This window comes from Rhizobium sp. BK376, from assembly GCF_004341625.1.
In the GTDB taxonomy this organism is placed as follows: domain Bacteria; phylum Pseudomonadota; class Alphaproteobacteria; order Rhizobiales; family Rhizobiaceae; genus Rhizobium.
In genome coordinates this window covers 45,434-70,850 of sequence record NZ_SLZG01000002.1, presented here as the reverse complement: position 1 = coordinate 70,850, position 25,417 = coordinate 45,434, and the positions used below count along the sequence as shown (strand labels likewise).

Sequence of the window (25,417 nt, the reverse complement as noted above, 5' to 3'; positions counted from 1 at the left end):
CTTATTCCCGACGGGAATGAAACAGGTCATGTTCGGGTTTTGAAACTCGGCGTCCAAAGGGCGAAAGCCCGGATCGACCTTGGGACCAGGCTCCTCATGAACCCTGATCGTGACGCGTTCACGCGTCCGGCATGCACGAAAGGACGGCCTCTATTCGAGGCCGTCCTTGATCTTATCAGGCGCTCTCGCGGAAGTCGGCGTCGCTGGCGTCAGGGCCGCCCATAGAGAGATCGAGTGCAAAACCCTTGGCGCGTGCCTGCTGGGCGGCAACACTGCTGCCCACATGGATGGGTGCATGCGCGGGGGCTGTCTTGCGAGCCGTCGGTGATGCGGAAACCACCTTGGTCGTTGCCTTGACCGCCACCTTCCTTGGGGCAGCAGCCTTGTGTCCGGCCGTATCGACCTTGAAGAAGGCGATCGAGGTCTGCAGTTCCTCAGCCTGGGCGGCAAGCTCCTCGGAGGTTGCCGACATTTGCTCGGAAGCGCCGGCATTCTGCTGCGTCACCTTGTCGAGCTGCTGGATTGCCTCGTTGATCTGGGCCGCACCGATATCCTGCTCACGGCAGGCGGCGCTGATCTCGGAAACCAGCTCGGCGGTCTTGCGAATGTCGGGCACAAGGCGGCCGAGCATGTCACCGGCTTCAGCGGCTGCCTTGACGGTGTCACCCGACATCGAGCTGATCTCGGCAGCCGCCGACTGCGACCGCTCGGCGAGCTTGCGGACTTCTGACGCAACGACCGCAAAGCCCTTGCCGTGTTCGCCGGCACGAGCTGCTTCGACGGCTGCGTTCAGAGCGAGAAGATCGGTCTGGCGGGCGATCTCCTGGACGATGCCGATCTTCTCGGCGATCGTGCGCATGGCTCCGACAGCACGGGTCACCGCTTCACCGGAAGCCTCGGCATCCTTGGCCGACTGACGGGCGATCTTTTCCGTCTGGGCAGCGTTGTCGGCATTCTGCTTGATGTTGGCCGCCATCTGCTCCATCGAAGCAGAAGCCTCTTCTGCAGATGCTGCCTGCTCGGTCGCGCCCTGCGAGACCTGCTCAGAGCTGGCCGAAAGTTCCTGGCTGCCCGACGAAACATTGTCTGCAGCGGAAAGCGCATCGCCGACGACGCCGCGGAGACGTTCGATCATGACATTGACGTTGCCAAGCAGCTCGCCGATTTCGTCGCGGTTCGTGACCTCTGCCGTCTTCGTCAGATCGCCTTCGGAGACTTCACGAACAACGGTGTTGGCGCGGCTGAGGCCCTTGCTGATCGAGCTTGCGATCCAGAAAGCGGTAATAGCAGCGATCAGCAGCGCGGCGGCGGTAATCCCGATCATCATGTTGCGAATGTTGGCGAACTGCACGTCGGCGTCGTCATCCGCTGCCTTCATCGCCTGCTTTTCGACCTTCAACATATTGTCGATATTGGTGTCGAGATCATTGTTGGCAGCCTTACCGTCTGTCGACGAAACATCGGCAGCCTTGTCCTTGTTGCCTGCCTTTATATAATCCCTGATCTCGTCATCTGCTTTCTCGAAGCGGTCGATGATCGACTTCAGCGCGGTCAGCTGGGCACCGTTTTCTGCTGTAGCGACCTTGTCGAGGCCGGCGAGTGCTGTTGCGATATCTCCGCGCGCCTCGTCACCACGCTGGATAGCGTTCTTCGTGTCGTCATCGCTGCGGGCAGACAGCAAGCTCTTCTGTTCGCGGATAGCTTCCAGCACCGCGATATTGACTTCCTGTGTCAGCTCGAGGCGAGCTGCGGGACCTTCTAGAACATTGCTAATAGTATCATTAAAAGAACTGAGGCTCATGACCGCATATCCCGCGGTACCTATGAGCATAAGAATGATGAAGGTGAATGCCCCCACCAGCTTGGCTTTAATTGTTAAACGCATCGGTATGTCCCCTCTGAAGTAAGCGGCCGAAGACGCTAGGCGGAAGCCGCCTTGTCATGTCTGGCTGCGAAAATTGCCTGGAGATTCGGAAGAATGATGAATTCTCCTCCGCGCTTGACCAGGCAGTTGATGTAGTCGGGACGCCAACGCATCCCCACGCTCGGCGGTGCTTCGCTAGAAGCTTTTGCAAGGGTGGTGACTTCATTCACCTTGTCAGTCCGCAGACCCACCAGCGTGGGCTCATCCTGCAGGTCAAGTTCGATAACGATGATGCGGCTATCGATGGTTGCCTCTGCTGCTTCCATTCCAAAAGCGAGGCGCAGATCGGCAAGGGGTATGACCTTGCCGCGGAAGTTGATGACGCTGCCCACGAAGGGCTGGCTGCCGGGAACGGCGGTTTCCGGAAGCAGATCCAGGATTTCCTGAACCATGACCGCCTCGAGAGCGAAGGTTTCACCGTTGAGATCGAAGGTCAGGACCTCCATCTCCTCGGCATCGTTCCAGTGATTGTCGATCTTCAGGGCTGCTTCGCTCATCCTACTGCGCGCAATTGCGCCTCCTGTTGCTGGCCGGCACTGACCAGATGGGTCACGTCGAGGATCAGCGCGACGCTACCGTCGCCGAGGATCGTTGCACCGGAGAAATGGGCAACGTCGCTATGCAGCTTCGACATGGATTTGATGACGGTCTGGTGATCGCCGATGATCTGGTCGACGACCAGGCCGACACGCTCGGTGCCGGTCGAAATCACGACCACCTTCTGATGGATGTCCGGCTTGGTGCCGGTGCGGAACACTTCCCGCAGCCGCAGGAAGGGCACAAGGCTGTCGCGCAGCGAGATGAAGCTGCGGCCGCGCGAACGAAGATCTTCCTCCAGCGACAGTTCGAGGCATTCCTCGACCGCCGAAAGCGGAATGACATAGCTTCCCGCTCCCACACGGACGAGCAGGCCGTCGATAATGGCAAGCGTCAGCGGGATGCGCAGGGAAACGTCCGAGCCTTCGCCGTTATGGCTGGTGATGTCGATCGCGCCGCGCAGGGCCTCGACCGTCTTCTTGACCACATCCATCCCGACTCCACGGCCCGAAAGATTGGTGATCGTGGCAGCCGTCGAGAAGCCCGGAGCAAAGATCAGCTGCAGCAGCTCGGAGTCGGTGAGCTGCTGGCCGGGCTGGATCAGGCCGGACGATTCCGCCTTGGCGCGGACACGGTCCCGGTTGATGCCGCGGCCGTCGTCCTTGATCGAGATGATGACTTCGCCACCTGCCTGGCGCGCCGACAGGGTGACCGTTCCGGCCTCCGTCTTGCCGGCAGCAAGGCGCTCTTCCGGCGGCTCGAGGCCGTGGTCGATGGAATTGCGAACCAGATGGACGAGCGGATCGGCAAGCCGTTCGATAACTGTCTTGTCGACTTCCGTTGTCTCGCCTTCCGTCACCAGCTCGATAACCTTGCCCGTTTCGCGGGCGAGATCGTGAACGAGGCGGCGAAAGCGACCGAAAAGAGTTGCGACCGGCACCATCCGCAGCACCATCATCGTGTCGCGAAGTTCGCCGGAGAGGCGCTCGATTTCTTCTGAGACCGAACGGAGCGCAATGTCGCTGCTGGAGCTTGCAAGCTGGCTGAGGCGCGATTGCGCAATGACAAGCTCGCCGACGCGGTCCATCAGTTCGTCGAGACGTTCGGCGGGAACGCGCACGCTCTCTGCCGCCTTTGCCTGGCGGTTGTCCGCGGCTGCGGGCGCCTGCTGCGTCGGTGCAGCCTCGCGCTTGACCTGCGCGATCTCGACGACCGGTGCCGGGGCAGCGGGCGCCGCGACGGGGGCGACCACAGCGGGGGCGGCAACCTTGACCTCGGCCGGAGCAGCGGCTGCAGCGCCGACTTCTTCGACCTCAAGCACCATGTCATCCATGACGAAGATGAAAACATCGTCGATTGCCGAGCGTGGCTGCTCGGTCGTAAGGGTGACATCCCAGGTAATGTGCAGCTCGGTCGGAACGAGCGCATCGATCGACGGAACGGCCGATGTGTTTGCAAGGATCCGGCAATCGCCAAGCTCGCGCAGTTCGTCGAGAAGGCCCAGCGGATTGGTGCCGTTGATCATGGCATTCTGCGGCAGGCTGAAATGAATGCGGAAGGTCTTGGCCTTGCTCGCCGGCGCGGCAGGAGCCGCCTCAACGGCGGCGGCGGCTTGTGCAGGCTTTGCAGCCTCGCCCTTGGCGCCGACTGCAGCATGAAGCTGAGCCAGAAGGCGCTCGCTCGTCGCGCCGTGATCGCCGGTCGGATCGTCGACCAGGGCACGCATATGATCCTGCGCGTTCAGGACGGCGGCGACCAGTTCGCTCGTTGCCGGTACTTCGCCCTTGCGGACGCGATCGAAGGCAGTTTCGCAATGGTGGGTGAAGGCGGCCAGCGCGTCGAAGCCGAACATTGCGCCGGAGCCCTTGAGCGTATGAAGGCCGCGAAACACCGCGTCGATCAGAGCCTTGTCGTCAAGGCGATGCGTCAGGTCGAGAAGGCCGGCTTCGATCTGCTCCAGGCATTCGGCAGCCTCTGTACGGAATACTGCAATCGGATCAGGCGAACTCATCTTCCCAGCACCTTCTTCACGATTTTGACGAGATTTTCGGGATCGAACGGCTTGGTCAGCCAGCCGGTGGCGCCTGCAGCCTTGGCGCGCGCCTTCAGGTCCGCGTCGGATTCAGTGGTCAGGAAGATGATCGGTACGCCCATATGGGCCGGCAGCTTGCGCAGCTCTTCGATCATCGTCAGACCGTCCATAATCGGCATGTTGAGGTCGGTCACGATCAGATCGAAATGGCCGGCCTTCGCCTTTTCCAGGCCTTCCGCACCGTGCACGGCTTCGGTGACATCGTAGCCGGCATTGGTCAGCGTCATCTTGGTTGTAAGACGGATGCTCGCGGAATCATCGACCGTCAGGATCTTCGCACTCATTGATGTACCTCGTTATGTAACCAGAATTGGGCGTCCTCCACCGAGAAAGCATCGATGAACCCACCCCGTTGCAGTACTTTCAGAACAGATCCGCTGGCGGGCAAAGAAAGACGGAGGGATTTTCCGGACGACTTCGCGTGTATGCGCGCCGACTCCACCAGTTGAACGAAGCTGAGATCGGCCTCAGCGTCCGGCGGGATTTCGAGGACGATCGATTTTCCGCCTTGAATTTGCGCAGTAATAGTAGAGTGCAGATCGGAAATATTCCTGATCAACAAAGAATTAGGCATAGAAATAGCTTCAGAATACGCAGAGTCCATCCTATTACTGCCCCTTCCGGCAAAATAAATACTTGAGGAACATATCTAGGAATCTCATGTCAGCCTTAATAGCGCGTAAATGCTGGTTGCAGGAATTGCAATTCCCGCGAGTCTCGGAGGGATTATTTTTTACCCGATATAAATAGTAGAGCCCCGACATGAGTTAGAAAAATACGTTGTTTTTCAAACGCATAATTTCCGATTCCTAGAAATGATAATAGTCGCTTAGCCCCTTATTAACTGTGGCTTGCGTTAACCACGATACAACGTCCGCGAGTCTGGGGAATTTACCGGAATTTTCCATCTATGCGTTAGGTTCCGAGTCAAACAGGGCCTTTCACAAAGTAAAGAGATAACAATGACAAGTGGAACAGCACTCGCGTATCAGGCGGCACCAAAACCCAATATCGACATAAGCCGTACCCTTGAATCAGCACGCAGCCAGGTCGAAAAGCGCTTTCTCGACGGCGGCGCCGTTCTGCTTTCCGTCATGGAAGTCCTGAACCAGCTCCTGAACTCCCTCGACCGGCTGACCAAGGCGCTCGACAGCGACGGCGCGAGCGATACGGCAGCGGATCTTGCCCAGACGATCAGGAGCCTGCTCGACCTCCCTGCTATGGAAGCCAAGCGGCAGCAGAATTTTGGTGTGCTCTCCGAGGCCGGTACCAAACTGCGCACGCATGTGACCGACATGCAGGAGACGATGCGCTACCTCCGCACCTTCGCTGTTACCGTAAAGATAACCGGTGCGGGCATTGCCGAATTTGCCGGTTTCGCGGAAGAAATCCTGGAGCGCATCCACTCCGGCACGACCGAAGTCAACGATTTCGCAGCACAGCTGAATGCGCTTGAAAAAGACCTGAAGGTCGCAATGAGCTTCGGCTCGACGACGGCCAAGGCCTATGACACTACGGTCCCCAAGGTCGTCGAAGCACTTCAAAGAGATGTTCAGACCATCTCCGGCCACCGCAAGGAACTGGCAAGGATTGCAAGCCAGGTTGGCGCGATTGCCCGCGGTGTGCAGGGCAAGGTCGCTTCCACTCTTTCGGCCCTGCAGATCGGCGACATTACCCGCCAGCGCATCGAGCACGTACAGAGCTCCTTCGCTTTCCTGGAGGACTTCTTCGCCAGCGATGAAGGCCGGGCACTCAATGCCGATGCGCGCGAGCGTATCGAGAACGTCATTCACCACCTGACCGCAGCGCAGATGCGCGACATGGTCGCGGATTTTCAGCGGGACTCCAGCAGCGTCGTCAAGACGATTGCGAGCTTCGGCGGCGACACGCAGGGCATTCTCGATCTTCGCGATGAAATGCAGGGTCAGGGCGACAGCGCCGACGGCAATTTCATGCGCGAACTGGAGGCGAGCGTCTCGACGGCCCTCGGCATCGTCCGTCAGGTCGAAACCGCACGCCTTCAGGCCGACAAGATCAGCCAGTCGACGCTCGGAACCGCATCGAACTTGCTTCAGCGCATCGAGACCATCCGCGCCGTCAAGACCGACATCCATTATATGGCGCTGAACACCAACCTGCGCTGCAGCCGCATGGGCGAAGAAGGCCGCTCGATTAACGTCGTGACGGCCGAGCTTCGCATCTTTGCAGCCAAGCTCGATGAATCCGCCGACCACATCGTCACCGGCCTGACCGGCCTTGAAGGCGCGGCGTCAAACATCGCCTCCGGCCAGGAGGCTGGCGGCCGTCGCCTCGACGAACGCCTGAGCGGAGCTGTCGAGAACCTGCGTTCCGCCGCAAACGTCATGGAAGGCGAACTGGCCACGCTATCGGAGCACGGCCGCGAGGTCGCAAGCAAGATTACGCTGTCGATCAGCAAGCTCGACTTCCAGCACGATCTCGGCGAGGTTCTGAGCAGCTGTGCCGACACCCTGAGCGAGATGGCCGGCGACTACATTGCCGACATATCCGATCTCGAAGAAGTCATTGCGCCGCTGAGCGAGCGCATCTTCAAGGTCTATACGATGTCGCAGGAACGCGTCGTCCACCGCGACGTCATCCCGGCCGCAAACGGCGCCCCGGTCCTCACTCTCGTCGAAACCGAAAAGAAAGACGACGAAGACCTTTTCGCCGACGCGCTGTTCTAAGATTGGGCCCGGGACCGAAATTCGTGTCCCCGGCCCGACCTTACTTTGCTGGATGGAACTTGTTGGCGGCGTCGATCGCCGCCTTTTGCTGATCGTCCTCGATACCGAGATAGAAATCCTCGAGCTCCGGGTCCTTGAACCCGGCGCGGCGGGAGATGACGTACCAAGTGGCCGCTGCGATCGGATCCTGCTTCGTGCCGATCGCATTGATATAGAGATGGGAGAGCTTGTTCTGCGCGGCCACATTGCCGCGATAGGCCGCGATCTTCATCCAGGTGAAGCCCGCTTCGAGATCAGGCTTGCCGCCGGTTCCGTTGATCAGCCAGACGCCCATATCGAGCTGGGCCGTATCGTAACCCGCATTGGCTGCGCGTAGTAGCCATATGCGCGCCTCGCTCTTTTTCTCCGGCGAGATATCGGGAAGGCTCATGTAAAGCTGCGAGACTGCATATTCCGCATCTGCGATCCCCTGCGCCGCCGACTTCTCGTAATAAGGCAGCGCAAGCTGAAGACCCTTGAGACCGGGATTGTCGGCCGTCAGGCTCTGCGCCCAGTTGAATTCGGCGGAAGCCTGTCCGGCATCGGCCGCCTTCTTCATCCACTCGTCGGCCTTCTTGCGATCGCGCGGCACGTCCTGACCTTCCATCAGGATAAGCGCATACTTGAACATCGAGCTGGCATCGCCACCCTCGGCCGCCTTGCCATACCAGAAGGCGGCATTCTTCGTGTCCCGCTTGACGCCGAGGCCTTGCGACATCAATTCGGCGATCAGCGTCTGGGCTGCCGGATCACCGAGCTGGGCGCGCGGCAACGCCTTTTGGAAGGCCGTCAGGTAATAGCCGCGCTGAAACGCACCATAGGCGTCGTCGACCGGTCCCTTATAGGTTTTTTCCGGCGGCAGATCGGGGAGCTTGGCGCCCATGCGGTCGAAAATGCCGATGCCTTCGGAAGGCTTGACGTCATTGGCGCCTGCCGACGCTGCCGGCTTGTCGCCCCCCTGGGAAGGCTGCGCATTCGGTTCATTGGATGGCTCGACGCGCTCGTTCTTGAATGTCCCGGGATTTTCGACCGGCGGACGGGTAACGACACTGGGATCGGACTGCTGCGCTGCCGCGACCAACGGCAAAGCCGTCAGACAGGCTGCGAGCGTGACAAGAAATGGCCGAAGCCGATGCTGGGGCGTGAGCGACATGCCGTGATATCAATCTTCAAACCGTGGCGCTTTTTCGTCAAGAAGCGCATTCACCTGCGCAACGATCGAAGGTGCGCCCGCCGGATCGGAAAATACCGCAAGACGCAGCGCCACGAACTCCACGCCCGCGGCCGCAACATCCAGCACCGAGGCCGGATCGGTGCCGCCCATCACGATGCAGGGGATCTCGATCATCGAAGCCCACCATTCGCCGAGCGCCACGTTCTTCGGATGCGCCTCCGGCTTGATGTCGCCGTCTAGCTTGCCGAAGAAGACGTAGTCGGGGCGCAACTCACCGACTTCAAGCGCATGGTGCCTGTCCGTCGCATTGCCACCGCCGACGATCAGCTTCGGCACGAATTTCTCGATCGCCTCTTCGAGTTCGGAAGGGCTGCCGGTCACGTGCAATCCGTCCGCCTTGGCGCGGCCCGCAACGCGGGTGTCGCCGGCAATCAGGGCTGCCGCACCCGCTGCCTGCACCACGGGCACCAGTTTCTCGGCATGTTTCTGGAAGGTTCCATCGTCGAGACCATATTGAGGAATGATGACGGAGGCGACATCCCCGCCCCTCAGCGCATCGGCAACGATAGTCGCCTGCTCGCTGGCGTCCGCCATGTCGGGGACGATGAGAACGAGGCGGCAGCGGTTTTCCGGTCCGGTCATGCGAGCTTCCATATTGGGCGCCTGGTCAGCCATATAGGACCATGCCGCTAACGATCCAGTGTGAGTAAATCCGTTGGGCCGGGCTGACAAGAGGATGTCGTGAAAACAAGGCCTGGTTTTACCCCACCGAACGCCGCAACGAAGCAAAGGCAGTGAATAACCTCCGGATGGATGATAATTTCTACAACTCAGGCGGATCGGAACCCTCGAACTGATAGTGCTCTACTACCTTTGCGCAGCACAATTGACTTGCCGCCTACAGGCGTTTGACGTAGCTTTTCGGCATGTCGAACATGGATCCCTTCGCCGCGATCGCCGACCGGAACCGGCGCTATCTGCTTGAGGAACTGCGGCGGGCACCCAAAACGGTGAACGAGCTTGCGCAGGGCCTTCCGATCAGCCGCCCGGCCGTATCCCAGCATCTCAAGGCGCTGCTCGACAGCAATCTTGTTTCGGTGACCTCTGATGGGACCAAGCGCATCTATGCGGTCAATAGCCGGGGCTTCGACAAGCTGAATTTGTGGCTGGATCAGTTCTGGGGTTAAGCCGGAATTATGTGGGGGCTGCGGACCGGCTTTAAGCTTTGCCTTACCGAGGATGGCGCCAACTTCACTCCGCACTTATAGAAGCTGGCGCATCAATTCTTTTTTCGGATCATCGCATTCGGATGGAATTTTGGAACTTCGAAGTTCACTTCACCCTGTCACAACTCCAATATGCGGCGACCTCGACATGTTCAGTCATCAATGAACTGAGGATCTCAGACGTTGGATTTCGTCTTTGATACGGAGCTTTCTACGTTTGATTTCTGCAATGTCACGATCATTCATAGAGGGAGACGTCATTGCGTAATGCAGCTCCTCCTCAAGAGCGACATGCTTTTTCTGGAGCGATTCAAGATGAGCTTGAACAGTCATTTGACCCTTCCTTCCTCTTACCCGCCCCAGCCATCCATCGCTGGGGCTCTAGGTGTCAACCTATTTAGTGTGCCATAATATTCCGTGTGTGTCGAAGGCGAAAACATGACTTGTCCGCGGCAAATTCGTGATCAAGGATAACTTCCCGTTACCACTATTTGGTGATAGGAGCTTGCGCAATTGATGCGCCGGGGAGATACGATTCCGACGGCGATACTGGGGATTTTGAAATGGCCGATCAGGAACAGGCGGAAGTCAGGCTTTTGGTAGCGCGCCTGCGCCAAGAGCACGAAGATTATGACGCCGCGATCAACGCCATGATCCAAACGGGCTGCGACGCGCTCAGAGTTCAGCGCATGAAGAAAAAGAAGCTTGTAATCAAGGACAAGCTGAGCAAGCTGGAAGACCAGATTATTCCCGATATCATCGCCTGAGGAATAGACGACACGATGACAGAAAGACCTCCCGTTGCCATCATTATGGGCAGTCAATCCGACTGGGAGACGATGAAGAATGCCGCAGACACGCTGGAAGCGCTGGAAATCAGCTATGACGCCCGCATCATCTCGGCACATCGTACACCCGACCGCCTGGTGAATTTTGCCAAAGGTGCGCGCGACGAGGGTTTCAAGGTGATCATTGCCGGTGCAGGGGGTGCTGCCCATCTTCCGGGCATGGCGGCGTCGATGACGCCTCTGCCCGTCTTCGGCGTTCCCGTGCAATCGAAAGCCCTTTCGGGACAGGACAGCCTTCTGTCGATCGTCCAGATGCCAGCCGGCATTCCGGTCGGCACGCTTGCCATCGGCAAGGCGGGAGCCGTGAATGCCGCATTGCTTGCAGCAGCCGTCCTCGCCCTTTCGGATGAAGAGGTGGCCGAGCGGCTCGACGAGTGGCGCGCACGCCAGAGTGCCGCCGTTGCCGAATACCCAATGGACGATTTGTGATGTCTCAGACGATCGGCATTATCGGTGGTGGCCAGCTCGGCCGCATGCTCGCGATCGCGGCTTCACGTCTGAATTTCCACACCGTCATCCTGGAACCCCTGGATGATTGCCCCGCGGCGCAGCTGACCAATCATCAGATCGTCAAGGCTTACGATGATCCGACCGGGCTTGCCGAACTGGCCGGCCTTTGCGACTTCGTCACCTACGAATTCGAGAACGTGCCGGTTGCTGCAGCGGAGCGTCTTGCAAAGGATGTACCGGTCTATCCGCCGCCGAAAGCGCTCGACGTGGCGCAGGACCGGCTGATAGAAAAGCAGTTCATCAACGGCTGTGGCATAGAGACCGCCCGGTTCCACGCGGTCGACAGCCAGGCGGACCTCGAATCGGCCCTCCGGGATTTCGGCGGCAAAGGCGTTCTGAAGACCTGCCGCTTCGGCTATGACGGCAAGGGCCAGCGCGTCTATCGCTCGCCTGCGGATAATCCACAGAGCGGCTATGACGCGCTCGGCGGCGTGCCTCTCATCCTGGAAAGCTTCGTCGATTTCGAACGCGAAATTTCGATCATCGCCGCTCGCAGCGTCGATGGCACGGTCGCCTGTTACGATCCGGCAGAGAACGTCCACCGCAACGGCATCCTTCATACCTCGACACTGCCCGCCCGCATTTCGGACGAAACCGCCGAGGCTGCCCGTGAGGCCGCCGAGAAGATCCTTGCCGCACTGAATTATGTTGGCGTGATCGGGATCGAGTTCTTTGTCCTTGCCGACGGCAGCCTGATCGCCAACGAGATCGCGCCGCGCGTCCATAATTCCGGCCACTGGACGGAGGCGGCCTGCGTCGTCTCCCAGTTCGAGCAGCATATCCGCGCCATAGCGGGCCTGCCGCTCGGCGATCCCGCTAGGCACTCGGATTGTGTCATGCAGAATCTGATCGGCGACGACGTTCTCGACGTGCCCGATTGGCTGAAGCGCCCCAACGTTCTCGTCCATCTCTATGGCAAGACGGAATCGCGTCCCGGCCGTAAAATGGGCCATATAACGCAGCTTCTTTAGGGAATGCCTGCCAGTACGGAGGGGAAAAACCCCGCCGCACCGGTTGACAGGCAAAGGGCGACAGGGTATTTGCTCCCCACCCTAAAGAGCGCGCCCTGAGCGCGCTTTTGATTGTTTAATAGAGATACGGGCGAATGTGACATTCCCCCAAACATCGCGGATCAGAAAAATGAAGATCAAGAATTCGCTCAAGTCGCTCAAGGCTCGCCACCGTGACAACCGTCTGGTTCGCCGCAAGGGCCGCATCTACATCATCAACAAGCTGAACCCGCGCTACAAGGCTCGTCAGGGCTGATTTTTCGCGTGCGCTTGTCCGCCGCGCCGTTGCCTTGAGCCGGCGCGCGGAACGACCTGAGACAGGTCGCTTTGCCGTGATCACATCAAAATTGCTTTGATCTTCAGCGCTGGCGGGCTACTATGACCGCCATGCGCTTTTATGTTTTGTCACGCTCGGCCTTGCCGATTCTTCTCGTTGTTGGTCTCACCGTTCCTTCTTTCGCGGCGGCTGACGATTCGAAGCCTGCCGAGCAGCAGCAGGGCGCTGACACGACCCCAAAGCAGCGGTTAGACCAGCTTTTCGCCGACTTGAAGCGCGAGCGCGATCCTGAGCGGGCCAATATCATCGCCGACCAGATTCGGATGGAATGGGCCGATTCGGGCAGCGCCACGATCAATCTGCTGATGCAATGGGCCGACAAGGCGATTGCCGAGAAGCGGAATGCGGCAGCCTATGATTTTCTCGACCAGGCGATCGCGCTGAAGCCGGATTATGCCGAAGCCTGGAATCGCCGCGCCACGCTGAATTACGCGCTGGGCGACTATCGCAAATCCATGGAAGACATCGATCAGGTGCTGCGCATCGAGCCGCGCCATTTCGGCGCGCTGGCCGGCATGGCCGCGATTCTCGGCGACAGCGGCAACGATCAGGTGACATTGAAGGCCTGGGAGCGGTTCCTCGAAATCTTTCCCGCCAACCGTGCTGCCCAGCAGCAGGTCGACACGCTTTCCGAAAAGCTCGCCGGCAGCCGAACATAGCCTGAAGCAATACACTTCGATGGTCGGACTGGCGACGATGCATCTGATGTCTGACCGAGTTTGATCCTGGACTCCATGCTGCTCACATTTGTCATCGTTCTCCTTGTGATGATCGCTGCCAGTCTCGGCTATTCCGCTTATCATGCTGCGCAGATCGAACGGACTTACCCGAACATAGGCGAACTGACCGACATCGGCGGCTTCCGCATGAACGCCGTCCATCTGGCACGGCCGGCCGATGCGGATCTTCCGCCGCTCATCTTCATCCACGGCGCCAGCGGCAATCTCCGCGACCAGTTCGAAGCTTTCAGCCATCCCCTCCGACAACGGGCGGAAATGCTTTTCGTCGACCGCCCGGGCCACGGCTATTCCGAGCGCGGCGGCCCGGAAAACGCCGTTCCTTCGGGCCAGGCGGATTCGATCGCAAGGCTTATGGAGAAGCGGGGAATCAACGAGGCCATCATCGTCGGCCACTCCTTCGGCGGAGCCATTGCCGCTGCCTTCGCGTTGCGCCACCCGGACAGGACGATCGGCGTGCTGTTTCTGGCGCCGGCAACCCATCCCTGGCCCGGCGGCGTAGACTGGTACTATACGCTCGCGGCAATGCCCTTCCTGGGCTGGCTATTCACCCGCTCGCTTGTCGTACCGATGGGCATGCGAAGGCTTGAAAGCGGCACGCTTGGCGTCTTCAGGCCGAATGCACGGCCCGAAGACTATGTGGCAAAGACCGGGCCTGCCCTGGTGCTCCGGCCGCATGCCTTCCGCAACAATGCCGTCGATGTCGCCCGGCTGCTGGCCTATGTGACCGCCGAATCGCCTCGCTACCGCGAGATCACCGCACCGACTGTCATTATCACCGGCGACAGTGATGGCGTCGTGCTCGAAGAGCTGCATTCCCGCGGCCTGGCGCGCGATATTCCCGGCGCCGAACTCATCACTATCAGAAATCTCGGCCACAAGCCCGACTATGTCGCCAATGATGTCGCGATCGCAGCGATGGAGAAGCTTGCCGGACTGCCCCGCGACCTTCAGGCGATCGGCCGACAGGCCGAAACGCGCATTGCCGGCCTGACAGGGACGGCAATGCCGGCTCTGGAACCCAACGGCTAGCTCGCGATCGCGAGCCGGACGCCGCCGTCGCAGATCAAGACATGGCCGGTCATGAAGCTGTTGCCGATCAGGAAGGCGATCGCCTCGGCGACATCCTCCGGACGCCCGATCCTGCCGACCGGCGTCTTGGCCGCATATTCGGTAAACAGCGCCGTCTTCTGTTCCTCGGCCAGAAAATCCCACCACGGCGTATCCAGAACGCCTGGGGATACGCTGTTGACGCGCAGAGGCTTCAGTTCATTGGCAAGGATCGGCACTAGCGCATCCACCGCCGCATTGACCGCGCCGAGACCCGCGGTTCCCGGCAAGGCGGCATGCGCCGAAACAGCCGAGACGAAGGTGATGCTGCCGGTCTTCGAAAGCCGCGGCAACGCCGCCTGCGTTGTTGTAAAATGTGGAAACATCTTCTCATCGAAGGCCGCCCTGATATCGGCTGCCTGCACCGAGGCGAAGGGACCACCGCCCCTTCCGCCGCTCATGGCAAGCACGAGATGATCGAAGAGACCGATCGCCGCGAAGCCCTCCGCAACGTTTGCCGCATCGGCCGCATCCATCGCCAGAGCGTGAATATCGCCCCTCAGCGATGCCTTGGCCTTTTCCAATTTCTGCGCATCGCGCCCGGTGATGGTGACGCGAAATCCGCGTGCTAGGAGTGTACCCGCGGTGGCCAGCCCCACGCCCGAGGAGCCTCCTACGATGACTGCATGTTGCGATGACATAATATGATTTCCTTCCGTGACTTGTGATGAATGAGAGAGTGAAAGCGCTTCAGGCACTGGGCCGCGCCGGCAGTCCGCAGAGCTCCAGGCTGAGTGCACGCAGACGATCGCGGGCCGCGAGATCATAGGCCTGCGCGTTTGCCCGGCTGGCCCGCAGCCCGTCGAAATAGAGCCCGCTTCGGCCTTCCAGTTGAGCCGAGGCTGCAAGCTGCAATATCGCCCTGCCGCCCTCCTCCACCGTGCTGGCCGGTGAAATCCCGGCGGCACGAACCATGGTCGTGTCCATGTAGCTCGCCGGATGCAGGCAGTTGGCGGTGATGCCGAATCCTTCGTGCTCGGCCGCAAGATCGAAGGTGAAGAGGATCTGCGCGAGTTTGCTCTGGCAATAGGCGCGCGTGCCGCTATAGCCTCGCGTCAGCATCGGATCGTCGAAATCGATCGCCTGCTGACCGGCCGAGGAGACGTTGACGATCCGCGCGGAGGGCGCTGCCTTCAACAGCGGCATCAGAAGATAGGTCAGGAGAAAACCGGACAGGTAGTTCACCGCGAAACGCAGCTCGTACCCGTCGCGGCTGAGCTGTCGCCTGTTGTCGAGCCCACCGGTACCGATCCCGGCATTGTTGACCAGTACGTCGAGCCGCTGATGGTCCTTGCCGATCGCGTTGGCCAATTCGCGCACGCCATCCAGCGAGGAGAAATCAGCCTCGTAGAATTGCGCGCTTCCACCCGCCGCCTCGATCTCGGCGACAACTTCCCCGCCGCGCATCCGGTCGCGTCCATGCACCAGCACAGTGGCGCCATCCCGCCCGAGCTGAATGGCGACGTAACGGCCGACGCCATCCGTCGAACCTGTCACCAGCACGATTTTCTGTCTTTCCGTCATGCGATGCACCTCGTTTTGCCTGCTGATGAGGAGACGTTCGCACAATTGAAAAAGGCCAAACAGTTCCAGTTTTATCCTAGTATCAATCCTGATATGATGAGCGGATGAGAGATCTTCAGATTGCCGTCGAAGCCCGCCGCCGCGAAGCCGGAGCCTTCCTCCGCTCGCGCCGCGAACGCCTGTCGCCATCCAATGTCGGGTTGCCGGAAGGTTACCGTCGCCGCACGCCCGGCCTGCGGCGCGAGGAAGTCGCGCTGCTCGCCGGCGTCGGCACGACCTGGTACACCTGGCTGGAACAGGGTCGCGACGTCCGCCCCTCCCCCGAAGTGCTGACGGCGCTATCGGACGCCTTGCTGCTGGACCCGGTGGAGCGGCGTCATCTCTTCATCCTCAACGACCGGCAGCCGCCGGAGCCGAAAATGGCCGATCCCGATCATGTCGGCGAGCCCCTTCAGCGCATGCTGGCGAGCCTGACGCAGCAACCCGCCTATGTCATCGGCCGCCGCTGGGATGTGCTTGCCTGGAACAGTGCGGCCGTCGCCCTCTTCGGCGATTACGGCAAGCTGGAAGGTGACGAACGCAACATCATGCGCCTCGTTTTCACCAACAAGGACCATCGCAAGCTGCTGGTCGATTGGGAGGGCCTTGCCCGCATGTCGCTGGCCATGTTCCGCTCGGACAATGCCCGTTATGCCGGCGATCCGGATTTCGAACGGTTGATCGCAGCGCTGAAACGCGACAGCCGCGAATTCCGCGACTGGTGGGCGCGCCACGAAGTGCTGCAGCTCCCCGCCGGCCACAAGCGACTTAATCACCCACAGCAGGGATTGATGTCATTCGAGCATACGAGCTTCGCCGTGACCGATCGTCCGGACCTGAAGCTTGTCGTCTACACCGCCGTCGAGGCAGACGGAACGATCGACAAGCTCACCGAACTGCTGCGCCGGAATGTCTAAGCGGCAGCGGTAACGCTTTCGGTCGGAAGAAGACCCAGCTCCCCAATCGATGACCGCACGGTCTGCAACACGATCGAGGCCAGCCGTTGCGTCGCCGGGCTTGGCTCGGCTTCAGCCCGGTGCAGCACCAGATCGAGCTTCGGCAGCGCCGGCAATCCCGCTTCGCCGGGATCGAGAAGACGGACCTTGTCCGGCAGGCCAAGCGGCGTCCGCACTGTCAGACCAAGTCCCGCGGCAGTCGCCGCCCAGAGCCCACCAAGACTGGGGCTGACGAAGGAGATCCGCCAGGGAACGCCGGCATGGTCGAGCACCTTGGTCGCAACACTCCGCAGCAGGCAGGGCGCTTCCAGCGAAGCCATCGGCATCGGCTCGCCGCTTTGCATATTCCAGCCGACGTCACCATGCGCCGGGCCGATCCAGCGCATCGGCACCTCGGCGATGCGGTCGCAATGGGCGGAGCGATAGCCGTCGCTCCAGGCGAGCGCCAGATCGAGCCGTCCCGAGGTCACGCGTTCCACCAGCTCGATATTGCGCACGACGCGAGCCTCGATCTTCACCTTCGGATGCGCCCGAGCGAATCGTCCAAGCACCTCAGGCAGCAGGTTCTCGCCGAAATCCTCCTGCAGGCCGAGCCGCACCCAGCCTTCCAGCTCGAGGCCGTGGACAGCAGCAGCGGCCTCGTCGTTAAGGTCGAGCAGACGGCGGGCATAGGCAAGCATCGTCTCGCCGGCTTCGGTCAGCGCCAGGCCGCGCCCGGCCTTGCGGAAGATCGGCGTCCCCGCCTGCTCCTCCAATTTCTTAAGCTGCGCGCTGACGGCTGACGTCGAGCGCCCGAGCCGATCGGCGGCTTTGGCAAAACTGCCGAGCTCCATACCGGTAACGAAGCTGCGCAAGACATCGAGATCGAAGATGACGCGGGCCATCTGAAATCATCCTATTTTTTGGGATCATCGATCCAATATTATCTGATTTTCCGGATGATTATCGCGTGCGATAACAGTTGCGTCAAGTTCGATGAACAACAAGGAGGCTCCCATGCCCTTCACTCGTATCTCCCTTCATCGCGGCAAGTCGCCCGAATACCTGAAGGCCATCTCCGACAATTTTCACCGCGCCATGGTCGAAACCTTCAATGTGCCGGAGGCCGACCGTTTCCAGACGATCCATCAGCTGGAGCCTGGCGAACTGATTTTCGATCGCAACTATTTCGGCGGCCCACGCTCCGACGATTTCATCTTCTTCGACGTCACCATCGGCAGGCCGCGTTCGGCCGAGGTGAAGCAGGCCTTCTACCGGCGCATCGTCGAATTGCTCGCCGACGCACCCGGCGTACGGCCTGAGGACGTGATGGTGACGGTTACCACCACGCAGCTCGAAGACTGGTCCTTCAGCAACGGCATCGCGCAAATGCTGGAAAAGGCCTGAGACGGGACCGGACGAAGGCAATGCAGAACTCGCAGAAACAAACAGCCGACGCTTCTCCCGTTCACCGCGCGGGCAGTGCCACTACGCGCTCTCCTGACGGCATTGCCACCGCGCCCTTCTGGGTGGAGATGCTGGTTGAAGGCAACAGGGACGGCGATCTCACCGCCATGCGCGCCGTCCTCGAACCCGGCACGATCACGCGCTGGCACACGCATCCGGAGGGCCAGATCCTCTACGTGCTCTCAGGCGTGGGTCTGGCCCAGCGCGGCGATGGTCCGGTCGAGGAGCTGCGCGCCGGCGACTGCATCACCTTTAAAGCTGGAGAGCGCCACTGGCATGGCGCTACCCCGGAAAGCACCTTTTCCTATATCAGCATCCAGGGCGTGAAAGACGGCAGCACCGCCACCTGGCTGGAAGCCGTCGAGCAAGACGGAGGACTGAGACCATGATCGCGATGCAATATTCCTTCACCCTGCCGGCGAACTACGACATGACGATCATCGATCGCCGCATCCGCGACAAGGGCCCCCTGCTGGACAATTTCCCCAACCTCAAGTTCAAGGCCTATCTCAGTGCCCGGAAGGCTGATGCGGTGACGTCAAGCACCGAAAACCTCTATGCACCCTTCTATGTCTGGGAAAAGGGCGAGGGCCTCAGCGACTTCATCTGTGGCCCGGGCTTCGAAACGCTGACGCAATCCTTCGGCTGGCCGCAGGTGAAGACCTGGATCGTCTGGAACGCGGAAGTCTCGAAACATATCCGCGCCGCCCGTTTCGCCACCCGCGAGATCATCGACATAGAACCCTATGCCCCGCTCGCGGAAATCCGGAAGCGCGAGAGCGATGCCGTCTCTGCCGATGTCGCACGGAACGAAGCACTCGCCTCAGTCGCCGCCTTCGAACCGGGAAGCTGGACTGAGGTCCGCTTCCGGCTCTGGGCCGATCTGCCGAAATCGGCCCGGCAACTCGGCGCGCAGACCTACAGTGTCGGCCATCTGTCTCTGCCTGACACGAATTGACTGTAGCCGTTGAAGCGCATCGGCTATCGGCTTGAAGTAACTGTCACGAGACCTTCGCAATAGCGCCATAGACGCCGAGGCAGCATAGTCGAACAAAGCGGGCGGAGCTGCGGAATGGTCGGGACCCAAACACCATTTAGAAAAGTATCCGGGATTTTCTTCCGCTCTGTCATGGCAGATCGTGTTGACCAGGTATTGGACCCTCCGGGTCCGGCCAGTGCAGGTCGCTACCATCGTTTGGGAGAGCCGACCCTTTACACAAGCGCCGCGTTGGAATGGTCCATCATGGCCATTGCCGGATACATGCGTGAGGATCAACGCCCGCGGGTTGTCGTTCCGTTGAGGGTCAGTGAGGCTGTGGTGCTCGATCAACATGACGAACAGGCTTGCAGGCAGCTTGGAATTGATCGTGATCTATCCAACGAATCCTGGCGTATCGCCTTGTCCGAAGGACGAGAGCCTGCCTCCTGGCGCAATGTTGATATTGCTCGATCCGCCGGGGCAGACGGCATCATCGATCGGTCTCGGATGATACCCGGCGGATGGCACCTCAACCTGTTCCGTTGGAATGAACTTGGCGGCCCCTGCGTGGAAGTCTGCGGTGATCCCGTCGAAATCATCCTGACCCCTGATGGGCCAAAATGGGGCTTGTGAGCGGTCGCTGTTGTCGAACGAGGAATTAAGTCTACGTCACCCGATCGTCGTATGCCTGATGTCGACCTGACACAGCCATTTGTCCAGCCAAGTTCGTTTATGTCGGCCTCCCTCAATATATAAGAACTTTCTACTATTTGTGGATCACGAAAGAATGGTAGTCTTGGTGAGGGGCGGTTTCGTCGGGGGATATGCACCGCCTGCAACAGGGGGTGCGTCATGCCAATCGCCACCGTGTCCAGCCGGATGCTCGCCGTGACAGAGGAAATGCGCACCGTCATGGATTTTGCGCAAAAGGTTCTGGAGGGCGACGGTCTCGGGCCTGATGCCTGTGATTTCATGTTCGGCAATCCGCAGGAAATGCCGTTGCGCGGCCTCGTCGATGCGCTGGTCCGCCACGCCGAGCCGCAGGATGTTCACTGGTTCGGCTACAAGAAATATGATTCTCCGGCGCGCGAAACGGTCGCCCGCAGGCTGAGCGAAGCCCGCGGCCGCTCCTATGAGCCGGCCGACATTGCGATTACGGCCGGAGGGTTCGGCGCAATCGCGGCAGCGCTGCTTGCCGTGCTTGAGGTGGGAGATGAGGTCATCTATCCGCGTCCCGGCTGGTTTGCCTATGGCGCCCAGATTCGCGGCGCTGCAGGAACACCCGTCGCTGTCGACCTCGTGCCGGAAACCTTTGACCTCGATCTCGCAAGGATCGAGGCAATGATCACCGCGCGCACCCGCGTCGTTGTTGTCAACACGCCGCACAATCCGACCGGCCGCATCTTTCCCCGCGCCCAGCTCGACGCGCTCGCGGATAAGCTTACGGCTGCGTCCGAAAGATTTGGCAGGGTGATCTATCTCCTTGCCGACGAGCCCTATGCGCGGCTGGTGTTTGACGGCCATGCCCATATCAGCCCGGCCGAGAGCTATCCGCACACGCTGGTCGCCTATTCCTTCGGCAAGACCTTGCTCGCCCCCGGCGAGCGCCTGGGCTGGCTCGCACTCGGGGCGGATATGCCCGAGGCGGACCGCATACGGCTGCGCGAGGCTGTCGACATGGCACAGGTTTCACATGGTTGGGCTTTCGCCGGCCGTACCATGCAGCGGGCACTGCCTGATCTGGAGAAACTCAGCGTCGATGTCGCAGCCCTTCAGCGGCGGCGCGATCGCATGATCGAAGGCCTGAGAGCAGCGGGATACGACCTGCCGGTGCCCGAAGGTACCTTCTATCTCATTCCCCGCTCCCCGATACCTGACGACATGGCCTTCGCGGCGCGTCTTGCAAAGGACGGCATCTGGGTGCTGCCCGGCAGCGTCGCCCAATTGCCCGGACGCCTGCGGATCAGCTTGACCGCAAACGACGGCATGGTGGAGCGCTCCTTGCCCGTCTTTGCGCGAGCGATCCGGGAAGTCGCGGCCTAACGCCTGGCGAGCAGGAATTACCAAGGGGCGGCATCTGCTGCCTGACCTCGAAAAAAATGCTGTCACCGCGACAAAGTCGCTGTTTCGCAAAATGTCGCTCCGTCCTATGGATAGAGGGACTTACCTTTCTGCAGCAGAGAGCATTTTCCATGGTCGATATCGCAATGATCGAAGCCGCCCGCATTCGCCTGGGCGGCCGCGCACGCCGCACGCCGATTCTCTCCTCCCCTTTCCTGGATGATATTGCGGGGCGCCGCCTCTTCGTGAAAGCCGAATGCCTCCAGCATTCCGGCTCGTTCAAGTTTCGCGGCGGTTGGTCGGCTGTCTCTGCCTTGGAACCGTCGGTCCGCGCCAAAGGTGTGATTGCCTTTTCATCGGGAAATCATGCGCAGGGCGTGGCGCTGGCCGCCAAGCTGCACGGGGTCCCCTCGGTCATCGTCATGCCGACGGATGCGCCGAAGCTGAAGATCGACAATACCCGCGCCTTCGGTGCCGAAGTCGTCCTCTACGATCGCGTCAAGGAAGACCGTGACGAGATCGGCGCGCGCCTGTCCAGAGAACGCGGCCTGACCCTGATCAAGCCTTTCGATGAGCCTCTGGTCATCGCCGGCCAGGGCACGACAGGGCTTGAAATCGCCGAGCAGGCGCAGGAGCATGAAATTACGTCCGCCGAGGTGCTGGTCCCCTGCGGCGGCGGTGGCCTGACATCGGGCATAGCCCTGGCGCTGGAAGCCAAGGCCCCCGGCTTCAAGGTTCGTCCCTGCGAACCCTTCGGTTTCGACGATACGACGCGCTCCCTCGCCTCAGGCAAGATCGAGCGCAACGCCGCCATGCAGGGCTCGATCTGCGATGCCATCGTCACCCCGCAGCCCGGCAACATTACCTTCCCGATCATGAAGCGCCTGTGCGGTCCCGGCATCGTCGTGACCGACGATGAGGCGCAGGAAGCCATGGCTCTTGCCTTTACCCGGCTCAAGATCGTCGTCGAACCGGGCGGCGCCGTCGCGTTGGCGGCGGCACTCTTCCACGGCAACGAGATCAACGGCGATACCGTGATCGCCGTGACATCAGGCGGCAATGTCGACGGCGACGTGTTCACACGCGCATTGAGCCACGGAGGCGTTGCGGCATAGAGGCCCGGTTGGGCCTCTCTTTAATCCTTGAGCCCGGCGTCCTTTGCTGCCAGGGCACCAACGGCGGACCAGTCCAGCTTCTCGCCGCCATGGGCGAGCAGGGTCAGGAAGCGGTCACGCAAAAGGCTTGCCAGCGGCAACGGCACGTTGAGCGATTCAGCAGCGGCGAGCGCCAGACGGATATCCTTCTGTCCGAGGGGTGCTGCAAAACCTGCCGGCTCGAATTTGCGGTCGGCGATCAGTCCGCCATAGGTCTTGAAGATCGGCGCCGTGAACAGCGTCGAGGTCAGGATGTCGAGATATTGATGGCGATCGACACCACCCTTCTCCGCCAGCGCCATAGCTTCGCCGAGCGTTTCGATGGTCGAAGCGATCATGAAGTTGCCGCTGAGCTTGACGAGACTGGCGGCTTTCGGCTCCTCGGAAACGACGAAGGTGCGTTGGCCGATCGCGTCAAACAGCGGTGATACCGCATCGACAGCATCCTTGGCGCCGGCCGCAATAATGAAGAGCTTTGCAGCCGCCGCTGCTTCCGGCCGGCCGAAGACGGGGGCTGCGACGAAGCGCTGGCCGGCTTCAGCGTGTTCCCTGGTAAGCCGCTCGGACATGGCAACGCTGATGGTGCTAGCCGAGATATGGATCGCCCCCTTGGCGAGACCGGCAATCAGCCCCTGGTCGCCGTGAACGACGGCCGAAAGCGCATCGTCATTGGCTAGCATGGTAAACACCGCTTCGTTGTCGCAGGCCTCGGCCGGCGATGCCGCAACCTTTGCGCCCTCTACTGCAAGCGCCTCCGCCTTGTCGCGCGAGCGATTGTAAACCGTCACCGCATGGCCCGCCTTCAACAGGTTTGACGCCATGGCGCTGCCCATCTGACCCAATCCGATAAAGCCGACTTTCATCTCTTCTTCTCCATCCTGCCTGACGGCGATCCGCCCGAATACCCCCGGCAATGTAGACAAGCGCGTCGGCGTTTCAAATCCCATGTCAGGGCAGAACAGCTATGCGTTGGAAAGGACTATATGCCACCCATATCAACGAAAAAGCCCGCTGTCTTTCGGCAGCGGGCCTCAGCTATTCGAGCCTGATCGGTTCAGATGCCGCTCTGGCCGTCGGAACCGATATAGGCGATGCGCAGCATGTTGGTGGCACCAGGCGTTCCGAGAGGGACGCCGGCGGAGATGATGATGCGGTCGCCCGGCTTGCCGAACTCTTCGGCGGCGACGATGCGGCAGGCGCGATCGACCATATCGTCCAGGTCGGTCGCATCATGCGTGACCACACAGTGCAGGCCCCATACGACGGAGAGACGGCGAGCGGTCTGGATGATCGGCGACAGGGCGATGATCGGAACCTGCGGACGCTCGCGCGAAGCGCGAAGACCAGTGGTACCCGACGAGGTGTAGCAGACGATCGCCGAAAGCTTCAGCGTCTCTGCGATCTGACGGGCGGCAAGCGAGATGGCGTCGGCGCCGGTTGCTTCCGGCTGCGGGCGCTGGGCGTAGATGACGCCGGGATAATGCGGCTCGCGCTCGATCGTGCGGGCGATCGAGGCCATCATGGCGACGGCTTCGACCGGATAGTCGCCCGAAGCGGATTCTGCCGACAGCATGACGGCGTCGGCGCCTTCGAAGACGGCGGTCGCGACGTCGGACACTTCGGCGCGGGTCGGAACCGGCGACGTAATCATCGATTCCAGCATCTGCGTCGCAACGACGACCGGCTTGCCGGAACGGCGGCAGGCGCGGATCAGCTGCTTCTGGATGCCCGGAACGGCTTCGAGCGGCATTTCAACGCCGAGATCGCCGCGGGCAACCATCAGCGCGTCGGACAGCTCGATGATCTCTTCGATATGCTCGATCGCCTGCGGCTTTTCAATCTTCGCCATCAGGCCGGCGCGACCGCGAACGATCTTGCGCACGTCGACCAGGTCTTCCGGACGCTGCACGAAGGACAGCGCGATCCAGTCGACATCGTCGGTTGCGAGAACCGCGTCGAGGTCGGCCCTGTCCTTGTCCGTCAGAACGCCGGCAGTCAGAATGGTATCGGGCAGGCTCACGCCCTTGCGGTCGGAAATCTTCGTGCCCGCAATCACGGTCGTGACGATGCTCTTGCCATCGCATTTTTCAGCGCGCAGAGCGAGCTTGCCGTCGTCGATCAGCAGGCGATCGCCAGGTTTTACCGCTTCGAGAATTTCCGGATGCGGCAGGAACACGCGGCTGTTGTCGCCGGGCGTGTCGTTGTTATCCAGCGTGAACGTCTGGCCGATCTTGAGATCGACCTTGGTATCGGCAAACTTCCCGACGCGCAGCTTGGGACCCTGCAAGTCAGCGAGAATGCCGATCGGACGACCGGAACGGGTCTCGACCGCACGGATGCGCTCGATCAGCGACCGCATCACATCATGGCTGGCATGGCTCATGTTGATGCGGAACAGATCGGCGCCGGCTTCGTGCAGCTTCTGGATCATTTCCTCGGAGGACGAGGCCGGACCCAGCGTGGCGAGGATTTTAACTTTTCGGTTGCGTCTCATTAATTCTGGCTTCCCTGATTTGCCTGGGCGCTAGGACTATCGGAGAGCTGAACCATCCAGCTCGCCTGACGTCCGGTGTCATATTCCTTGAATCCCATTTTCTGATGACCGCGGGCGTAGCAATCCTTCACGCCGACGATCTTGAATTCATTTTCCGCCACGCACATGTCGACATCGCCCGTCCAACGTCCTCCCCGGGCGGCGTCCTCTGCGTAAAGGTAATAATATCTGGATTGAAGCGGGCCTTCGATCAGCGTCGCACAGGTCGTTGCCGGCACCTGCCACCAGCCTTCCGTCGTCCAGCCTTCCTTGGCCCGGTAACCGATCGCCACGCCGACGAGATTCTGTGTTCCGTTGCAGACACGGAAGTCCGCATGGGCGGCATTCGCTATGAAGAACGGCGAGAAGGCGGCAAAGGCGAAGAGGGCAATTCGAGCAAGCGGACCGGACCGCGTAACGAAGCTTGGCGCGACTGTGCTGAACACGGCTTCAATGGCTCCACGGTTATTTTTGTT

General features: G+C 60.7%; 29 protein-coding genes. 15 read left to right on the top strand and 14 right to left on the bottom strand.

Features of this window, described 5'->3' with window-relative positions:
* Positions 1-175 precede the first annotated feature (175 nt).
* The 5 genes from EV561_RS04885 to EV561_RS04865 are packed head-to-tail and all read right to left on the bottom strand — an operon-like array spanning position 176 to position 5,157.
* Positions 176-1,885, bottom strand: a complete 1,710-nt coding sequence (locus EV561_RS04885) for a methyl-accepting chemotaxis protein (protein WP_132518242.1) — start codon at positions 1,883-1,885, stop codon at positions 176-178.
* A gap of 35 nt (positions 1,886-1,920) precedes the next feature.
* Positions 1,921-2,421 carry a chemotaxis protein CheW gene (locus tag EV561_RS04880; RefSeq protein ID WP_132518240.1) on the bottom strand — a complete coding sequence of 167 codons (501 nt, stop codon included), beginning with the start codon at positions 2,419-2,421 and terminating at the stop codon, positions 1,921-1,923.
* Positions 2,418-4,472: a chemotaxis protein CheA gene (locus EV561_RS04875; RefSeq protein WP_132518238.1), complete on the bottom strand. Its 2,055-nt coding sequence runs from the start codon at positions 4,470-4,472 to the stop codon at positions 2,418-2,420. Before EV561_RS04875 ends, EV561_RS04880 begins: the two co-directional genes overlap by 4 nt.
* The gene (locus EV561_RS04870; RefSeq protein ID WP_132518236.1) at positions 4,469-4,837 is read right to left on the bottom strand and encodes a response regulator; all 369 of its coding nucleotides are present in this window, start codon (positions 4,835-4,837) and stop codon (positions 4,469-4,471) included. Before EV561_RS04870 ends, EV561_RS04875 begins: the two co-directional genes overlap by 4 nt.
* Positions 4,834-5,157 carry an STAS domain-containing protein gene (locus EV561_RS04865; protein WP_132518234.1) on the bottom strand — a complete coding sequence of 108 codons (324 nt, stop codon included), beginning with the start codon at positions 5,155-5,157 and terminating at the stop codon, positions 4,834-4,836. The genes EV561_RS04870 and EV561_RS04865 overlap by 4 nt, the downstream gene beginning before the upstream one ends.
* A gap of 358 nt (positions 5,158-5,515) precedes the next feature.
* Here EV561_RS04865 and EV561_RS04860 point away from each other — a divergent pair, with 358 nt between their 5' ends.
* A complete protein-coding gene (locus EV561_RS04860) occupies positions 5,516-7,258 on the top strand; it encodes a chemotaxis protein (RefSeq protein ID WP_132518232.1) in 1,743 nt (580 codons plus the stop codon).
* A 40-nt stretch (positions 7,259-7,298) separates the two neighbouring features.
* Here the strand turns inward: EV561_RS04860 and EV561_RS04855 are convergent, their stop codons facing one another.
* Positions 7,299-8,450 carry a tetratricopeptide repeat protein gene (locus EV561_RS04855; RefSeq protein ID WP_132518230.1) on the bottom strand — a complete coding sequence of 384 codons (1,152 nt, stop codon included), beginning with the start codon at positions 8,448-8,450 and terminating at the stop codon, positions 7,299-7,301.
* A 9-nt stretch (positions 8,451-8,459) separates the two neighbouring features.
* Entirely contained in the window at positions 8,460-9,113 is a 654-nt protein-coding gene (locus EV561_RS04850; RefSeq protein WP_132518228.1) for a thiamine phosphate synthase, read from the bottom strand.
* Positions 9,114-9,397: 284 nt separating this feature from the next.
* Between EV561_RS04850 and EV561_RS04845 the strand changes: the two genes are divergently transcribed.
* Positions 9,398-9,658 carry a metalloregulator ArsR/SmtB family transcription factor gene (locus EV561_RS04845; protein ID WP_132518226.1) on the top strand — a complete coding sequence of 87 codons (261 nt, stop codon included), beginning with the start codon at positions 9,398-9,400 and terminating at the stop codon, positions 9,656-9,658.
* A gap of 198 nt (positions 9,659-9,856) precedes the next feature.
* On the opposite strand, the gene EV561_RS04840 is transcribed toward EV561_RS04845, so the two are convergent.
* Entirely contained in the window at positions 9,857-10,030 is a 174-nt protein-coding gene (locus tag EV561_RS04840) for a DUF465 domain-containing protein (RefSeq protein ID WP_132518224.1), read from the bottom strand.
* 230 nt (positions 10,031-10,260) lie between these two features.
* Here EV561_RS04840 and EV561_RS04835 point away from each other — a divergent pair, with 230 nt between their 5' ends.
* From EV561_RS04835 to EV561_RS04810, 6 genes are all read left to right on the top strand, one after another.
* Positions 10,261-10,464 carry a DUF465 domain-containing protein gene (locus EV561_RS04835; RefSeq protein WP_132518222.1) on the top strand — a complete coding sequence of 68 codons (204 nt, stop codon included), beginning with the start codon at positions 10,261-10,263 and terminating at the stop codon, positions 10,462-10,464.
* A 15-nt stretch (positions 10,465-10,479) separates the two neighbouring features.
* A complete protein-coding gene (purE, locus tag EV561_RS04830) occupies positions 10,480-10,974 on the top strand; it encodes a 5-(carboxyamino)imidazole ribonucleotide mutase (RefSeq protein WP_132518220.1) in 495 nt (164 codons plus the stop codon).
* Positions 10,971-12,026 (top strand): 5-(carboxyamino)imidazole ribonucleotide synthase, encoded by a 1,056-nt coding sequence (locus EV561_RS04825; protein ID WP_132518218.1) that lies wholly within the window; start codon positions 10,971-10,973, stop codon positions 12,024-12,026. The genes purE and EV561_RS04825 overlap by 4 nt, the downstream gene beginning before the upstream one ends.
* A gap of 169 nt (positions 12,027-12,195) precedes the next feature.
* Positions 12,196-12,321, top strand: coding sequence for a type B 50S ribosomal protein L36 (gene ykgO / locus EV561_RS04820; protein WP_003582204.1), 126 nt, complete (start codon positions 12,196-12,198; stop codon positions 12,319-12,321).
* A 122-nt stretch (positions 12,322-12,443) separates the two neighbouring features.
* Positions 12,444-13,061, top strand: coding sequence for a tetratricopeptide repeat protein (locus tag EV561_RS04815; protein WP_132518216.1), 618 nt, complete (start codon positions 12,444-12,446; stop codon positions 13,059-13,061).
* 75 nt (positions 13,062-13,136) lie between these two features.
* Positions 13,137-14,171 carry an alpha/beta hydrolase gene (locus tag EV561_RS04810; RefSeq protein WP_132518214.1) on the top strand — a complete coding sequence of 345 codons (1,035 nt, stop codon included), beginning with the start codon at positions 13,137-13,139 and terminating at the stop codon, positions 14,169-14,171.
* On the opposite strand, the gene EV561_RS04805 is transcribed toward EV561_RS04810, so the two are convergent.
* Positions 14,168-14,890 carry an SDR family oxidoreductase gene (locus EV561_RS04805; protein WP_132518212.1) on the bottom strand — a complete coding sequence of 241 codons (723 nt, stop codon included), beginning with the start codon at positions 14,888-14,890 and terminating at the stop codon, positions 14,168-14,170. The genes EV561_RS04810 and EV561_RS04805 overlap by 4 nt on opposite strands.
* A 49-nt stretch (positions 14,891-14,939) precedes the next feature.
* Complete coding sequence (locus EV561_RS04800) at positions 14,940-15,773, bottom strand: SDR family NAD(P)-dependent oxidoreductase (protein ID WP_132518210.1); 834 nt, start codon at positions 15,771-15,773, stop codon at positions 14,940-14,942.
* Positions 15,774-15,877: 104 nt separating this feature from the next.
* Between EV561_RS04800 and EV561_RS04795 the strand changes: the two genes are divergently transcribed.
* Positions 15,878-16,729: a helix-turn-helix transcriptional regulator gene (locus tag EV561_RS04795; RefSeq protein WP_132518208.1), complete on the top strand. Its 852-nt coding sequence runs from the start codon at positions 15,878-15,880 to the stop codon at positions 16,727-16,729.
* Here EV561_RS04795 and EV561_RS04790 read toward each other — a convergent pair.
* Positions 16,726-17,652 carry a LysR substrate-binding domain-containing protein gene (locus EV561_RS04790; RefSeq protein WP_132518206.1) on the bottom strand — a complete coding sequence of 309 codons (927 nt, stop codon included), beginning with the start codon at positions 17,650-17,652 and terminating at the stop codon, positions 16,726-16,728. The two genes, EV561_RS04795 and EV561_RS04790, sit on opposite strands and share 4 nt — an antisense overlap.
* A gap of 112 nt (positions 17,653-17,764) precedes the next feature.
* On the opposite strand from EV561_RS04790, the gene EV561_RS04785 reads away from it, so the two are divergent.
* From EV561_RS04785 to EV561_RS04760, 6 genes are all read left to right on the top strand, one after another.
* Complete coding sequence (locus EV561_RS04785) at positions 17,765-18,154, top strand: tautomerase family protein (RefSeq protein WP_132518205.1); 390 nt, start codon at positions 17,765-17,767, stop codon at positions 18,152-18,154.
* A 20-nt stretch (positions 18,155-18,174) separates the two neighbouring features.
* Positions 18,175-18,603, top strand: coding sequence for a cupin domain-containing protein (locus EV561_RS04780; RefSeq protein WP_132518203.1), 429 nt, complete (start codon positions 18,175-18,177; stop codon positions 18,601-18,603).
* Positions 18,600-19,172: a DUF4865 family protein gene (locus EV561_RS04775; RefSeq protein WP_132518201.1), complete on the top strand. Its 573-nt coding sequence runs from the start codon at positions 18,600-18,602 to the stop codon at positions 19,170-19,172. Before EV561_RS04780 ends, EV561_RS04775 begins: the two co-directional genes overlap by 4 nt.
* A gap of 114 nt (positions 19,173-19,286) precedes the next feature.
* Positions 19,287-19,826, top strand: coding sequence for an RES family NAD+ phosphorylase (locus EV561_RS04770; RefSeq protein ID WP_132518199.1), 540 nt, complete (start codon positions 19,287-19,289; stop codon positions 19,824-19,826).
* Positions 19,827-20,045: 219 nt separating this feature from the next.
* Positions 20,046-21,236, top strand: coding sequence for an aminotransferase class I/II-fold pyridoxal phosphate-dependent enzyme (locus tag EV561_RS04765; protein ID WP_132518197.1), 1,191 nt, complete (start codon positions 20,046-20,048; stop codon positions 21,234-21,236).
* Between the two features lie 149 nt (positions 21,237-21,385).
* On the top strand, positions 21,386-22,369 hold the full coding sequence (locus tag EV561_RS04760; protein WP_132518195.1) for a threonine/serine dehydratase: 984 nt from the start codon (positions 21,386-21,388) through the stop codon (positions 22,367-22,369).
* A 20-nt stretch (positions 22,370-22,389) separates the two neighbouring features.
* Here the strand turns inward: EV561_RS04760 and EV561_RS04755 are convergent, their stop codons facing one another.
* From EV561_RS04755 to EV561_RS04745, 3 genes are all read right to left on the bottom strand, one after another.
* Positions 22,390-23,271, bottom strand: coding sequence for an NAD(P)-dependent oxidoreductase (locus EV561_RS04755; protein ID WP_132518193.1), 882 nt, complete (start codon positions 23,269-23,271; stop codon positions 22,390-22,392).
* Positions 23,272-23,462: 191 nt separating this feature from the next.
* Positions 23,463-24,902: a pyruvate kinase gene (gene pyk, locus EV561_RS04750; protein ID WP_132518191.1), complete on the bottom strand. Its 1,440-nt coding sequence runs from the start codon at positions 24,900-24,902 to the stop codon at positions 23,463-23,465.
* Positions 24,902-25,396 (bottom strand): DUF1036 domain-containing protein, encoded by a 495-nt coding sequence (locus EV561_RS04745; protein WP_132518189.1) that lies wholly within the window; start codon positions 25,394-25,396, stop codon positions 24,902-24,904. Before EV561_RS04745 ends, pyk begins: the two co-directional genes overlap by 1 nt.
* Positions 25,397-25,417 lie beyond the last annotated feature (21 nt).